A 13,796-nucleotide genomic window follows, 5' to 3' on the forward strand; every position below is an offset into this window, starting at 1 on the left:
GTCGGGGGTTGCGTTCAGCGGTGGGCCGCTTCGGTGAGCGGCGCGGCGGCGGATGGCCGGTCGACGATGGCGCCCTGACCCCTGAGCACCGTGCGGATGCGGTCGGCGGGTACGAGGCGCGGGAGCACTCCGAGATCCGCGGCGAGCGCGGCCGCGACACCGGCGGCGTGGCCGGTGGCCATGGCGGTGCCCATGTGCCGGGCCGCACCCATCGCGGTCCCGGTCGCGGACAGGCAGCGGCCCGCGACGAGCAGACCGTCGACCTCCAGCGGCAGGAGGCTGCGGTAGGGCACCGAGAACGGAGCGGGCGGTTCAACGAGCCGGAGCCCGCTGGCGTTGTCGTGCACGTCCAGCGGGCCGCCGGCCTGCGCGATGGCGTCGGGGAACTGCGTCCCCGCCAGGACGTCCGCTTCGGTGAGCAGGTAGTCGCCGACGATCCGCCACGTCTCCCGCACTCCGATCCAGGGCGCCAGCGCCGAGAGGTGAGCGCGTTCGAATCCGGGCACGGTGCGGCGGAGGAAGGTGAGCACGGATCGCACCTGTGCGCGTCCGGCGATCTCGGCCCGGCTCAGGTCCTGGCTGTCCGCTCCGTCGAGACCGGTGACCCTGGTCATCAGGATGAACGCGTCGTCGCCGTGCGGGGCACTGACCACCGAGAGCAGTTGCTGGGCCAGTTCACCGGTCTCGACCCCGAGCCTGGCCAGCCGCCGCTTCTCGGCCCTGTCCAGCGCCCGGAACCGCTGGGTATCCACACTGGACAGTCGCGCCATCATGGTCATGGGCTGGCGTTCCCGCCGGTCGTGTGCCGAGTTCTCGGTGCGGCACCCGCAACGGCGGCTCACCACGGCGTTACCCGTCGCGTCCACGACCACCGGCGCGCTGACCGCCTCGGGTTCGTACAGTCCTTGCGTGACCAGGCCGTGCACCGCGCCGTCCCGGGTGACCGGGCTGACGGCCTGGGTGTGCAGCCGCACCTCGATTCCCGCTTCCGCCGCCATGTCGTCCAGGACCAGCTTGAGCACCTCCGGGTCGAAGGGGAAGGTGCGCACCCGCAGCGGGGTTTCCGCAGCCTCGGCCAGCACGTAGGGCGTGAAGCCGGTGGCGCCACCCGCGGCGACCAGCCGCTCGGTGATCTCCTTGCCGATGCCGCCGCCGACCAGCACGTCGCGCCAGTAGAAGCCCATGAAACTCGCGACCATCGCACCGGTCGCGGTGCCACCGAGGAACGGCCCGCGTTCGACGAGCACCACCTCGGCGCCGGCGCGTGCCGCGGCGATCGCGGCACAGAACCCGGCGGGCCCGCCGCCGGCGACCACGACGTCGGCGCTGCTCCGCACCGGAAGCTCCGCGTCGGGTACGTGCACCGTGTCCTTCGCCGAAAGCTGGGGCAGTGATGCGCGCTCTGTGCGCACGTTCGTTCTCATAGCGCCCGAGTATGACCACCGCAACGCAGAACCACAAGGGCATGGTCCAGGTCGCGTCAGGTCGAGGTACAGTTGTGCGCAGGGCGCGCACGCTGGTCAGGAAGGGCAGGCGAACGGAATGGACGAGGACCGGGCGGAACCGGAAGTCCTCGCGTCGGTCGAACGCGGACTCGCCGTGCTCAAGGCGTTCCAGCCCGGACAGGCGGCGATGACACTCAGCGAGGTCGCCAAGGCCAGCGACCTCGACCGGGCCTCCGCGCGGCGGTTCCTCCACACCCTGCTCGCGCGCGACTACCTGCGGGCCGACGGTCAGCAGTTCCGGCTGCATCCGTCCGTGCTGGAACTGGGCAACGCCTACCTCGAAACGCTGCGGCTGCCGCGGATCGCACTGCCGCACCTGAGGAACCTGTCGGCGCGGTTCAACGAGCCGGTCTCCATGGCCGTGCTCGACGGGGACCAGGCCGTGCACGTCGCGCACGTGCCCAGCAAACGCCTGATGGCCGCCAACGCGACCATCGGGAGCACCACACCCGCCCACCGGACCGCCCTGGGACGAGCACTGCTGGCGGGCAAACCCGACGCGTGGCTGGATGGCTACCTGGCCGCGGGCCGGGCGGGCACACCGGATGATCAGCCGGACGCCGGGACACTCCGGGCGGACATCGCCAGGGTGCGGCGAAGCGGGTGGCTCACGACCGGCAGCGAGGCCGGCGTTCGCTCGATCGCGGCCCCGGTGCACGACGCGACATGCGGCACCATCGCCGCCATCGGTATCTCCAGCCACGCCGATCGCGTGCCCGAGTCCACGCTCGTCGACACCGTGCGGCCGGCCCTGCTCGAAGCCGTCCAGCAGATCCAGCAGGCTTACCCGCGAGGAGAAAACGATGCCGATCGTCCATGACGCGCTGGTCCGCGTGGAGGTCGAGGACCTGGACTCCGCGCTCGAGACCTACCGCGCACTCGCCGGCACGAACGAGGTGACCCGGTTCCGCTTCGGCGGGATCGACTTGGCGTGGGTGGGCCGGTTCCTCCTGCTTGCCGGTCCCACCGCCGAACTGGCCCTGGTGCGCCGGACCGCCACCCTGCTGGTGGAAGACATCGATGCGGCCAGGACACTCGTCGCGGACAGCGGCGGAAAGATCCTCGAAGAACCCTCCCCCGCACCCAACGGTGCCCGCATGATCGCCCGGCACGCGGACGGAGCCGTCTTCGAATACATCGAAACCCCAGGCGCGACGAAGGCATCTGACGCCTGACCTGCACCCCGTTGCCGCGTGCCGGAGCACCAGCACCACGTCACCAGCCGCCGCGGAGCGCGAGGAGACGGGTCTGCAGCTCCAGCGTGAAGCGCTGGACGGGGTCGTCGAGGTCGATCGCGCACAGCGTTTCGATGCGCCGCAGCCGGTAGCGGAAGGTGTTGCGGTGCACCCGGAGCTCCGCGGCGGCCCGGGTGACGTCACCGCCCGCGTCGAAATAGCACCGCAGCGTGTCGAGGTATTCGGCGCCACGGGGCGACCCGTCGCGGCGCAGCACGTCGAGTGCGCCGTCGAGCAGGCCGGGATGCTCGACGGCCAGGTCCGCCAGTTCGGTCATCAGGACGTGCGGGCGCAGATCGGCCAGATCGGCGGTGACCGGGGCGGGCCGCGCGGCCAGCACCGTGGCGGCGCGGACGAGCGCCCGGCGTTCGGCACGGGCCTCTTCGCCGGTGCCACACGGCCGGCTGACGCAGGCCACCATTGGCACTCCGGTGCTCGTGGAGGCGCGCCGCCGCAGGCGCTCGGCGAAACCCGCCGGATCCGAACCGGTCCCGGCGGGGAACAACACGAACACCAGGTGGCCCAGGACCACGGTCGCCGCGCCCGGGTTGAGCATGCGCGCGCAGCGCGCCAGCCCCCCTTCGACGTCCGGGGTGATCGCGGGCGCGCCTGCGTGGGCACCGAGGCTCGCGAGGTGCCACCGCGGGGTGGCGGGCGTGCCGGGGCGCTCGGACAGTGCCGCCAACGATCCCGCGCCGGTCAGCAGGCCGCGCAACAGCTCGGCGCGAACGACGTCTTCGTCATCGCGGCCGGCGGGCTCGTCGATGAACCAGGCCGCGGCGGCGGCCGCCAGATCGCTCAGCACCCGCGGCGCGGAACCGGGCGTGTCGGGTCCGGGCGCGAACACCACGTAGCCGCCGACCACCTTGCCGACGCGGATCGCCGCGGCCCACCGGGTTCCCGCACCGGGGAGGTCGAAGCGCGCGACACCGCGCACCCGCGCGAGCCGCTTGCGCAACACCTCCGGGACACGCCGGGTCAGGATCGTCTCGCTGGTGAGGTCGTCGACCACGTTCCGGCACCCGAAGGCGAGCACGCGGAGGGCGGCGTCGGTGACCACGACGGCGCCGTCCAGCGCGAGAGCCGCGCTCTCGGCCAGTTCGTAGAGCCCACCCGCGGTGGGCGTGGCGCCGTGCGCCCCGAACCGGGCTCCGGACAGCAGCGACCGCACCAGTGTGCCGATCTCGGCCCAGCCGGCCTGGTCGTTCGCCGCGAGCACCGGCACACCGGCCCGAGCGGCGGCCCCGGTGACGTCGAACTCCGGCGGCAGGCAGCCTTCGCGCACGACCAGCGCGGCAGCGCCCGCACGGCCCGCCGTCGCCAGCGCCCCGGCAAGCTCGGGCGCGGTGTGGCGGGGTGCCGTCACCAGCACCAGCTGATGGCGGCCCGGCGAGAGGCCCGGATCCCACCTCGTCACCCCGGTCAGCGGCCGGTCCAGGCCCGAAGCCGGGGCCAGCACGCTGAACCAGCCACGCCGTGAGCCCACGAGCAGCGGCAACGGGATTTCCACCGCCGCGGCCGGGAGCGGGGCCACGCCGGGGGCGGCCGGTTCTCCTGGCCGGTCATCAACGGTGGTCATCGGACCGCGCTCCTTCCGTCCACGCCGCGTCGCGTTGGCGCAAGGTTAAGCACCGGCCGGAACGCCGTCAGTGGGCTCGCAGCACTGTCCGGGCCGCCCGGCCGTGCTGTGAGCACCGCGTGTGTCCACCGCGGAGGGTCAGCCGGCGGGGTCGTGCCAGTCGACGTCGACGGCGCGCGTGGCCAGGTGCACGGCCAGGCGGTCGTCGGGGTCACCGAGGTCGGCCGGCAGCAGTTCGGCGATCCGCTCCATGCGCTGCATGACCGTGTTGCGGTGAACTCCGAGTACGGCGCCGGCCGCTTTCGGCGAGGACTGGCAGTCCAGGTAACACCGCAGGGTGCGGATCAGTTCTCCGGACGGGTCGGCTTCGGTGAGCGGAGCGAGCAGATCCGCCGCGGCGCCACGCAGGGGAGCCGATCCGTACCAGCCCGCGATCAGCCTCCGGGTGCTGCCCGCCTCGATGTGCTCGACGGCCGCGGGACGGTGCGCGGTGTGGGCGAGCAGGGCTGCCCGGCGGGCCTGGTCGGCGGAGCGGCCGATGCCCGCCGTGCCCGCGTGGGCACGGCCCACGCCGGCGCACAGGCGCAGTCCCGGGTGCTCCGCTTCGACGGCGGTCAGCGTCCTGGTGAGCCGCTCCGTCAACGGACCGGGATCCGCCGCGTCGGCTTCCGCCTCGGTGGTCGACCAGAACACCCAGCCTTCGGCGCGTTCCACGAGCGTCGCGCGCAGACCGTGCCGGGCGAGTTGTTCTTCCAGTTCCCCGCCCAGTGCGGACATCCGGACGGTGGCGGGCGCGGCCGCGACCTGGACCTGCACCGCGGTGTGCCAGCCGGCGAGGCGCCAGCCCAGCGCGACGGCCCGCTCGACCGTGCGCCGTCCCGGTTCTTCCGGCTGTTCGAGGATTTCGTTGAGCAGGAGCGACCGCCGCCGGTGTTCCCGTTCGATCCGGATGGCCTCCCCCGCGACGCGGACCGCGAAGGACAGGGCCGCGATCGCCATCGCGCGGCGGACCGGTTCGAGCAGGACCCCCGCGGCGGACGGTGGCCGCCGCACGGCGATCCAGTAGACCGCCGGTCCCGCCGGGTCGACCTGGACCGGTTGCAGCATCACGTCACCATCCGCGGCCTGGACGATGCGGGCCACCGGATGCGGATCGCCCAGCTCCCCGGCACCGGAGCGCAGCAGTGCGGGATCGCCTGCCACGAAACGGGATTCGGCGTCGAGGAGGGCGACCGGTTCGGTGAGCATCGCCGCGAGCTGCGACGTGAGCGCGTCCGCGTCGGCGGGCGGGCGCTGGAACCGGCGGGAGGCATCGGCGAGCACGCGCAGCCCCGCGATCTCGGGGGCGCGGACGTAGGGGTCGAACGCGGTGATGACGCGGGCGGGCGCGATGTCCTCCACCCCGATGAGCGGCAACGCCAGCCGGTCGGCGAGGCGGCGGGTGACCAGGGGGATCCGCCGGGGCGTGCGCGCGGCGATGATCCCGGACAGGCCCGCGCCGCCGGCCAGCCGGATCGCCAGATCCGCCGCGAGGTCGTCGAGGGTGAGCTGTTCCCGGCCGAACACCACGACACTGCGCGGCGCGAGCTCGGAGATCTCGCCGACCGTGGAGCCGGTGACGACGCTTCCGACCGGCCGCCGCAGTCCGGCCTCCCCGGCGAGCACTTCGTGGTGCGGGAGCAGGCCGAGGTCCAGGAGCTGGCCGAGGGTGACCGTCGCGGAAGCCGTCACGGTGACACCGGCTCCAGGAGCGGGCCCACGGCGGTCACCCGCAGGCGCGCGGCGGGGACCGGGACGTAGGTCATCAGTGCCTCCTGCACCGGCGTTTCCCGCAGCACGCGGGGATCGGCGCCTGCCCGGACGGCGGCGTCCCTGGCCAGCCGCCGGGCCCGGGCCACCGAGTCGGCCCGTCCACCGGTGCCCTGCCAGAAGATCCGGTCGATCGAGCCGGCCGCCTCGGCGCTCGCCGCACCCACCGCGGCCGCGAGATCGCCGTCGGACGGCCGGATCACCGGGACGCGCGGCGGATCGGGCAGGACGTCCGCCCGATCGCCGATGATCACGACCGGTATCTCGTCGAACCCGTGCCGGGCACGGGCCAGCGTCGCGAGCAGCCGGGACGTGAACGCCTCGTCACGGGCCACCGCGGCCAGCGATGGTGCGCGCAGGCCGGTCCGGACACCGGCGATCTCGCGGCGCAGCCCCGATTCCGGGAGCAGCCCGGCGTGCGTGGTGCCCACGATCGCGTGGTCGGCGGTCATCTCGACCACCGTCGCCGAAGTCAGGCCGGCCAGCCTGGCCGCGCCGTGGATCAGTGCCGCGCGCGCCGCTCCGGTGGACGCGGTGGCGTGGCGCGGCCCGTCGAGCGCGGGCAGAACTGTTCCGTCACCGCGGACGATGTACAGCTCCGCCTCCGGGTTGTGCGCGCGCATCGCCGTGTCCAGTTCGTCGATCCGGGCACGCGCGGCGCGGGCGAGCGCGGCGTCGAGCACGGCCGTGTGCTCCCGCTCCAGGAGGCCGAGCGCCTCCGTGGCACTCCCCTGGATCACCGGCGTGTCCGGCCCGAGCTCGTCGGCGATCACGGCCGCGGCGCGCTGTTCGTGCTCGGGGTTCTCCAGTCCGTGGATCCCGGCCACGGCGACGGCACCGACGGCACCGGCGCTTCTCCGGGCGAACCGGGCCACGGCCGCGAGGTCCAGGGGCGCCAGGACCCGCCCGTCGTACTCGTGCCCGCCACCCACCGTGGCCACCGGTCCCGCGAGCGCCGCGGAGAGGCACGCGGGCCACGCCGCGAGCGGCGGCAGCGCGGTTTCGGCCGGGGCACCGATGCGCAGCACCCCGACGCGGGACCCGGTGATCACGTCGGTGACCGTCGGCTCGGGCAGGATGGCCACGACCCGGTCGATCACTGCGGCGCCGGTCCCGCCGGCGATCAGCGCGCCGAGGAGCCGTGCCGGGGAGTCGCCGGGACGGCCGCGGTGCGAGGCCACGATCCGGTTCCGCTCGTCCAGGACCACCGCACGGGCGCTGACGGCGTCCACGCCGACACGCAGCCGCGTTCGCTCGGGCGTGTTCACCGCGTGCCCGCCGCGGGACTCGCGCCGTCGAACCCGACCGGGTCGACGGCATAACCGAACGCGTGGGGCCCCACCATCGCGAGCCCCTCCGGCGTGTGCCACCGGTCGTCGACCGGACTGGTGATCACGTGCACGTCCTGGCCGACGGCGAGGTCGACGGTCTGCACCAGATCGCCGGTCTCCGCGTCGGCCACGCCGATGAGGTCCGGCACCGTGGTGAGCACGGTGCCCTCCTGGCTCAGGACCAGGTTCTCGTTCTGGAAGTCGATCCGGACCAGGCCCCCTGGCGTCTGCACGGACACGACGCCACGGGGCCACCCGTCGGCGGAGTGCTGCACGACCTCGGCGACCGTTCCGGTGCACGCCAGCCGTCCACCACAGGCCCGCAGGTACGGCTCGTGCCCGTCCGGGCGTGCCGGACGGACGTCGGCCAGTGCCGAGCCGATCCGGCCGCACTCGCTGACCGACCCGGCCACACCGAGCCGGGTGCAGTCCCCGGCAGTAAGCCGGTACGCGCTGATCAGGGCGACGAGGCCCAGTGCCGGCATGACGGCACGCACGAGTTCGCCGAGCACGGTGCCGGCGCCACTGCTGAACTCCGCGACGACCCCGGCGCCCCCGACGACGGTGATGGGCGGCACGGGGTGCCCGGCCAGCCGCGGCAGCGTCAGGTCGATCGAAGGCAGGGTACGGCGCATCAGGTCGGCGTCCAGGCACGGCAGCCCGAGCTCGGCCGCCACGACCAGTGGGAGTGCCACGTTGATGCTGCCGAGCTGGACCGGCAGGACGGCACCGCACTTCCGGCCGGCGCGGGCTTCCACCGCCGCCAGGAGGGTCTCCGCCTCGGCGGCGTCGTGTGCCTTTTCGAGGAGGGCGTGCGGCGTCCCCCCGGACACCACCGGCAGCACGAGCGTGTCCGGGGCGAGTTCGTCCGGCCGCGCGAGCGGGACCGGCCCGTGCCGCCGGACGGCCGCGGTCAGGAGCTGCCGGCCCAGGTACGGATCGCCACCGCCGCCGCTGCCGAAGTGCACGGCCCCGCGCATCACGTCGTCGATCGCCGCTTCGGCAACCTGATCCATGCGGGAGACCCTAACGGGCATCGTGCCTGCTCACGAAGTGGTGACACCGCGGAAGGTCGCGTACAGGGCGGCGAACGTGCGTGCCGCGGTGACGAGTTCGCGGACCGGAACGTACTCGTCGGCGGTGTGCGCGACGCGCATCGAACCGGGCCCGTAGACCACGGACGGGATGCCGAGCTGGTTGCGCAGGAAGCGCGCGTCCGTGCCGAGTTTCAGTCCCCGCACCGGTGCGGCCCGCGCCGCCCGCCGGACTTCGGCGACGAACGGGTGCCCGGCGTCCACTTCGGATCCCTCGGCGAAGGCGAGGACGTCCACGTGGTAGTCGAACTCGCCCGCGGCGTCGATCGACCCGGTCAGGGTCGCCAGCGCCTGCTCCCGGGTCTCGCCGGGCAGCACCCGCCGGTCGACGCTCAGCCGGCATTCGGCGGCCACGATGTTGGGCGCGGTGCCTCCCGAGATGGTCCCGACGTTGCAGGTGGGCGACCCCAGGAACGGGTGCGATCCGGTGCCGAAGTCGGCGAGGTGGAGCGCGGTGGCGATCCGCGCCGCGTCGGCGACCGCCGAGTGCCCTGCCGCCGGATCGCTGCCGTGCGCCGCCCGGCCGCGCACCACGATCTCCGCCATCAGTGCTCCCCGCTCGGCAACGCCGACCTGGAGTTCACTCGGTTCGGGGACGACCGCGGCATCGGCGCGCACGAGCCCGGCGGCCACCAGCGCTCCGGTGCCGGCGCGGCCACCGGTCTCTTCGTCGGCCACGAAGTGGAACGCGATGGTGGCCGGCGGTTCGACGCCGGCGTCCCGGCAGGCACGCATCCCTTCCAGCGCCGCGGCGATGCCGCCCTTCATGTCGCAGGCTCCGCGACCGTAGAGCAGGCCGTCGCGCACCTGCCCGCCGAACGGCGGCACGGACCAGTCCGCTTCGGACACCGGAACGACGTCCACGTGCCCGTTGACCAGCAGCGTGGGACCGGCGCCCGAACCGATGCGGGCGAGCACGGACGGGCGGCCCGGCTCGGGTTCGAAAGTCTCGACCTCCGCGCCCAGCTCCCGCAGCACGGCGCGCAACGGTTCGACGGCCGGCCGCTCACCGCCGGGCGGGTTCCTCGTGTCGCACCGGATCAGCTCCGCGGCCAGCTCGGTGACCCGGTCGGCGCACACCGCCCGGACAGCGTCCGCGGCGTTCATGCCGCCCCGCCGGTGTGCGCGGTGATGGCCGCGAGGGCTTCGCCGTCGAGAAACCCGAGCGGGGCCAGCCCTTCGGCGAACCGCAACAGCGCCGGCCGGAACGCCACGACGTCGGCGAACAGCTCGGCGGCCTCCCGGTGCCGTCCGGCGCGGGCGAGCAGCACCGCGCGCCAGAAGTCGGCCTCGCGGTTGTCCGGCCCGATGACCTCCGCCGCCGAGGCGAGCGCACGCAGGCGTTCGTCCAGTTCGTCCGGTCCGACGCCGTCGAACGGCCCGAGCGTCAGCCCGCGCGCGAACATCACGCCGCCGACGGTGTCGAACGCCCGCGACCGGGGCAGCAGCCGCGACAACTCGGCCAGCGGTTCGGGGTGATCATCGACGCGCAGGTCGACGACCACTTCCTGCCACGGTGCCGGACCGCGCCGACCCGACACCACCCGCAGGGCGGCCGACTGCGAACCACGCACGTCTCCCCCGGCCGCATCCGCGCCAAGGAGGCCGGCGAGGATGCGGTCGGCGAGGTCCCCGCCCGCGGACTCGAAGGCGGCCAGCGCGGCCTGGCACACCTCGGGGGCGGCCAGCATGTTCCCCTGCACCGAGACCTGGTGTCCGCGGGCGGAAGCGGCGTACGGTGCGCACGACCCGCCGGTGTGCACGCCCAGCGAGCCCCGCGCGTCGACCACGCCCACCTGGCGGTAGGCGGCGTCCGGGTCCTCGGCCAGCAGAAGGTCCACCGTGGTCGCCGCGGGCACCCCGGCCCGCAGCAACTCCAGGCCGCGGGGGCCGTAGCCGACGTTGACGAACGCCTGGGTGGCCACCGCGCCGACGCCCGCTTCGGCCCAGGGCAGCAACGTGCCGACGCCGAAGAAGTGGGTCTGGGCGCCGACACCGAGCTGACCGGTGGCCGGATCACGCGCGACGATCGAGTACGTCACGGCTGTCCCTCCCCGGCGGCGGTGTGCTGCCGGAGGAGGGCGGCCACCCGCTCGGTCTCTTCGAGCATCGGCAGGTGTCCCGTCCCGGCCAGTTCCCGCGCGCTGCCGCCGGTGACCGCGGCCAGTTCGCGTGACATCGCGGGCGGGCAGGTCGGATCCTCGGTGCCCGCCACGGCCAGCACGGGGATCCCGGTCGTGGCGACCCTGCCCGCCAGGTGCCGGATGTCGGCGCCGAAAGCACCGTGCAGGATCCCGGCGACCACCGCTTCGGGCCGCGCCCCGACCGCCTCCGCCATCACCTCCCTGATCCCGGCGGATTCCCGGTGTGCCCGGCCCACGATGTCCGGCACCAGATCGGCGAAGTACCCGGCGGTGCCCTTGGCGTCGAGTTCGCCCACCATCGCCTCGATGGCCTCGGACGGCACACCGGTGCCCAGCGTCGAGCCGAACGTCGTGACGCTGGCGACCCGGTGCGGGTGCAGCGCGGCCAGCGCCACGGAGATCGTGCCGCCGAGCGAACCGCCGGCGAGGTGCACCCGGTCCAGCCCGAGACTTTCGAGCACGGCCAGGACGTCCGGGACGTAGCCCTCCTCGACGGTGAACGGGCCGGCCTGCCCGGACTGCCCGTGCCCGCGCAGGTCCAGCGCCACGACCGGGCGGTCGAGGAGCGCGGCCACCCCGGTCCAGACCACGGCGGCGGAGTTGATGGGGTGGACGAGCAGCAGCGGGGTCCCGGGCCGGTTGCCGGTGCTGCGCAGCACCGACAACCGGCCCGACGGTCCCGCGACGTCCACGCGGTCCAGGCCCATCCTCACTCCGTCCCGTGCTTGGGCATCTGCGGGTCCTGGACGCTGACGTGCATGTGCCAGATCCGCCAGTCCGGGTTGCCCTTCCCGTCGTCGCGGCGGAAGAACTCGGTGGTGCGGAACGGGGTGGGCACCGCGTCCGTCTGCCCGGGGGCCACGACGTCGGCGGATCCTTCGGCGGTGAGCAGCGCGACGTCGCCGAAGATCTGGACGTCGGGGCCCACCGTGTCCTTGATCGCGGTGATGGTCAGCCCGATCTTCGCGGCGTTGACCCACAGGCGGTGCTTGTCCAGGACACCGTGGTAGGTGTGGCCGTTGAGGTTGAACTGGTGGTACCCGTCGCCCTCCGGGAAGTACACCGGCATCCGGTCCGCGACCAGACCGACGTTCACCTCGTACCAGCCCTGGTGCACCGCGAGAATCCGTTCGAGGTCACTGCTCATGGTTCGTCCTTTCAGCGGGTGAATTCGCCGGTCAGTTCACCGACGGTGGCAAGCGTTTCTTCCGCTCCGTCGGCGACGACGGTCGCGATGGCGACGTTGTCCGCGCCGGCGTCGAGGTACTCCTGGATGCGTGCTCGCGCGGTGTCCTGGCCGCCCACGATCCCGAAGACGTCGAGCCACTCCTCGGGCATCTCCGCGGCGACCGTCTCGGCACCGCCACGGGAGAGCATGTCCGCGAGGCGTTCGTTGGCGCCGACCGCGCCGAACAGCGGGGAAGGGCCCGTCGCGGCGAGGTAGAAGGCGAGGACGTCGCGGAGCGCGGCGCGTGTGGCGGGCACCTGCCCCGGGTCGCGCGTGACGTTGGTGGCGGCCAGGACGCTGATCGCGATGCGCTCGTCGCGGCCGGCGGCCTCGGCTGCCGCGTCGAGTTTGCGCCGCGCGGCCCGCACGTACTCGACCGGTGCGAGAGCGCTGACGAGCAGGCCGTCCGCCAGACGTCCGGTCAGTTCGAGTCCCTTGTCGCCGAGCACTCCGGTGAACAGCGGCACGGGTTCGGGGACCGGGTGGGTGATCCTGACTCCGCGGAAGGTGGCGAACCGTCCCTCGGCGTCGACCGTGTCCCCGTTGAGCAGCGCCCGCACACCGGTCAGCGTTTCGCGCAGCGCGCTCATCGGAGACTGCTGGGTCAGTCCCATCTGCGCGGTCCAGCCGGGGACGCCGTGCCCGATTCCGGGGAGCAGCCTGCCCGGGTAAGCACGGGCGAGGGTGCCGATCTCCATCGCGAGCAGCGCGGGGTGGCGCACGACCGAGGACACGACGCCGATGCCGACCGGAATGTGCGACGTGGCCCCGAGAGCGAGCGCGGCACCGGCCACGCCACCGAGGAAGAAGTAGTCCTCCGGGAGCCACAACTCGCCGAAGCCGGCGGACTCCACGGCCGCCGCGTGCTTGCCGATCTGTTCCGGCGGGGTCGTGCTGCCGAGCAGCACTCCCAGCCGGCTGCGAACGGGATGGGTCATCAACGGCTCCTGTCGTACGGACCGGATCACAACGTCCCGGCCGACGTTACGAACCGGATCGGTGCCCGCGCTTCGGGCACGGTGACGAACCGGGAAGAGGAGAATTGTGCGCGGTGCACGACGCGCACGGGCTCGCGCTGGGTTCTGTTCCTGAGCGGCGGAGCCGCTTGCTGTGGGCCGTGCGCTGGCTCCGCCGCGCGAAGCGCGTCCGCCACCCGCACCGCCACGCAAGCCGCTTCACGCCACTTCCTAGTACAGCGTGTGTTTGTAGTGGTCGTCGATGACGGCGTGGAGGCCGCCGCCGACGAGGTCGCCGAGGTTGTCCGTCATCTTCCGGGCGTTCTCGGCGATGGTCATCGTGTAGTAGTCCCCGCCCAGGAGCACGGCTTCGGCCAGTCCCCGCTGGTCGCCTTCCCACAGCTTCGACCGGATGACCGCCTTGCCGCACTGCCCGAACACTTCGCGGATCCGGACGACGGTGGCGAGCACGGCGGGTCTGCCGTCCGCGCCGAGCATCCCGAGCAGCTCCGGGGCGTCGGTGATGAACGCGTCGCCGTTGACACGCAACACTTCCCGGAGACCGGGCACGAAGAAGACCAGACCGACCACCGGGTTCCGGCTGATGTTTTCGAAGCTGTCGGCGAGCTTGTTCCCCGGTCGGTCCGGAATCGCCAGCGTCCACCGGTCCAGGATGCGCACCGAGCCCGGCGGATCCCCCTTCGGGCTGGTGTCGAGCTGTCCGTCGGCACCGACCGTGGACATGCAGAAGAACGGGCTGTGGGCGATGAAACGTGCGGCGAACTCGCCCAGTGCCGGTTCCTTCTTCTCGGCGATGAACGGTTCCGGGAACCCGACGACCTCCCGGACCCGCTCCATGGTGATGGGCCGGTAGTCGTCGGCGGCCGTTCGCGAATCCGCGGTCATTGCGTCACT

General features: G+C 73.3%; 13 protein-coding genes. 2 read left to right on the forward strand and 11 right to left on the reverse strand.

Annotated features, from left to right (window positions below; genetic code table 11):
* Positions 1-14 precede the first annotated feature (14 nt).
* Entirely contained in the window at positions 15-1,412 is a 1,398-nt protein-coding gene (locus HNR02_RS31560; RefSeq protein ID WP_312861236.1) for an FAD-dependent oxidoreductase, read from the reverse strand.
* Positions 1,413-1,542: 130 nt separating this feature from the next.
* Between HNR02_RS31560 and HNR02_RS31565 the strand changes: the two genes are divergently transcribed.
* Positions 1,543-2,325, forward strand: a complete 783-nt coding sequence (locus HNR02_RS31565; protein ID WP_179777269.1) for an IclR family transcriptional regulator domain-containing protein — start codon at positions 1,543-1,545, stop codon at positions 2,323-2,325.
* Positions 2,309-2,680, forward strand: a complete 372-nt coding sequence (locus tag HNR02_RS31570; RefSeq protein WP_179777270.1) for a VOC family protein — start codon at positions 2,309-2,311, stop codon at positions 2,678-2,680. Before HNR02_RS31565 ends, HNR02_RS31570 begins: the two co-directional genes overlap by 17 nt.
* A 40-nt stretch (positions 2,681-2,720) precedes the next feature.
* Here the strand turns inward: HNR02_RS31570 and HNR02_RS31575 are convergent, their stop codons facing one another.
* The 10 genes from HNR02_RS31575 to HNR02_RS31615 form a co-directional block, all read right to left on the reverse strand.
* Positions 2,721-4,319: a PucR family transcriptional regulator gene (locus tag HNR02_RS31575; protein WP_179777271.1), complete on the reverse strand. Its 1,599-nt coding sequence runs from the start codon at positions 4,317-4,319 to the stop codon at positions 2,721-2,723.
* Between the two features lie 138 nt (positions 4,320-4,457).
* Positions 4,458-6,050: a helix-turn-helix domain-containing protein gene (locus tag HNR02_RS31580; protein ID WP_179777272.1), complete on the reverse strand. Its 1,593-nt coding sequence runs from the start codon at positions 6,048-6,050 to the stop codon at positions 4,458-4,460.
* Positions 6,047-7,360: a hydantoinase/oxoprolinase N-terminal domain-containing protein gene (locus tag HNR02_RS31585; protein ID WP_312861237.1), complete on the reverse strand. Its 1,314-nt coding sequence runs from the start codon at positions 7,358-7,360 to the stop codon at positions 6,047-6,049. The genes HNR02_RS31580 and HNR02_RS31585 overlap by 4 nt, the downstream gene beginning before the upstream one ends.
* 32 nt (positions 7,361-7,392) lie before the next feature.
* Positions 7,393-8,475: an S-methyl thiohydantoin desulfurase family protein gene (locus HNR02_RS31590; protein WP_179777274.1), complete on the reverse strand. Its 1,083-nt coding sequence runs from the start codon at positions 8,473-8,475 to the stop codon at positions 7,393-7,395.
* 30 nt (positions 8,476-8,505) lie between these two features.
* Positions 8,506-9,660 carry a M20 family metallopeptidase gene (locus HNR02_RS31595; RefSeq protein ID WP_179777275.1) on the reverse strand — a complete coding sequence of 385 codons (1,155 nt, stop codon included), beginning with the start codon at positions 9,658-9,660 and terminating at the stop codon, positions 8,506-8,508.
* Entirely contained in the window at positions 9,657-10,595 is a 939-nt protein-coding gene (locus HNR02_RS31600; RefSeq protein ID WP_179777276.1) for a DUF1028 domain-containing protein, read from the reverse strand. The genes HNR02_RS31595 and HNR02_RS31600 overlap by 4 nt, the downstream gene beginning before the upstream one ends.
* Entirely contained in the window at positions 10,592-11,404 is an 813-nt protein-coding gene (locus HNR02_RS31605) for an alpha/beta fold hydrolase (protein WP_218914341.1), read from the reverse strand. Before HNR02_RS31605 ends, HNR02_RS31600 begins: the two co-directional genes overlap by 4 nt.
* Positions 11,405-11,406: 2 nt before the next feature.
* Positions 11,407-11,844, reverse strand: coding sequence for a nuclear transport factor 2 family protein (locus HNR02_RS35165; protein WP_218914342.1), 438 nt, complete (start codon positions 11,842-11,844; stop codon positions 11,407-11,409).
* Positions 11,845-11,855: 11 nt separating this feature from the next.
* Entirely contained in the window at positions 11,856-12,863 is a 1,008-nt protein-coding gene (locus HNR02_RS31610) for an LLM class flavin-dependent oxidoreductase (RefSeq protein WP_179777278.1), read from the reverse strand.
* 249 nt (positions 12,864-13,112) lie between these two features.
* Positions 13,113-13,787, reverse strand: a complete 675-nt coding sequence (locus HNR02_RS31615) for an MSMEG_1061 family FMN-dependent PPOX-type flavoprotein (RefSeq protein WP_179777279.1) — start codon at positions 13,785-13,787, stop codon at positions 13,113-13,115.
* Between the last annotated feature and the right edge of the window lie 9 nt (positions 13,788-13,796).

This window comes from Amycolatopsis endophytica, from assembly GCF_013410405.1.
Lineage (GTDB): Bacteria > Actinomycetota > Actinomycetes > Mycobacteriales > Pseudonocardiaceae > Amycolatopsis_E > Amycolatopsis_E endophytica.

Coding starts and splice junctions, on each gene's coding strand:
- HNR02_RS31565 (WP_179777269.1), top strand. CDS start 1,543: ATGGACGAGGACCGGGCGGAACCGGAAGTCCTCGCGTCGGTCGAACGC.
- HNR02_RS31570 (WP_179777270.1), top strand. CDS start 2,309: ATGCCGATCGTCCATGACGCGCTGGTCCGCGTGGAGGTCGAGGACCTG.
- HNR02_RS31575 (WP_179777271.1), bottom strand. CDS start 4,319: ATGACCACCGTTGATGACCGGCCAGGAGAACCGGCCGCCCCCGGCGTG.
- HNR02_RS31590 (WP_179777274.1), bottom strand. CDS start 8,475: ATGGATCAGGTTGCCGAAGCGGCGATCGACGACGTGATGCGCGGGGCC.
- HNR02_RS31595 (WP_179777275.1), bottom strand. CDS start 9,660: ATGAACGCCGCGGACGCTGTCCGGGCGGTGTGCGCCGACCGGGTCACC.
- HNR02_RS31605 (WP_218914341.1), bottom strand. CDS start 11,404: ATGGGCCTGGACCGCGTGGACGTCGCGGGACCGTCGGGCCGGTTGTCG.
- HNR02_RS35165 (WP_218914342.1), bottom strand. CDS start 11,844: ATGAGCAGTGACCTCGAACGGATTCTCGCGGTGCACCAGGGCTGGTAC.
- HNR02_RS31610 (WP_179777278.1), bottom strand. CDS start 12,863: ATGACCCATCCCGTTCGCAGCCGGCTGGGAGTGCTGCTCGGCAGCACG.
- HNR02_RS31615 (WP_179777279.1), bottom strand. CDS start 13,787: ATGACCGCGGATTCGCGAACGGCCGCCGACGACTACCGGCCCATCACC.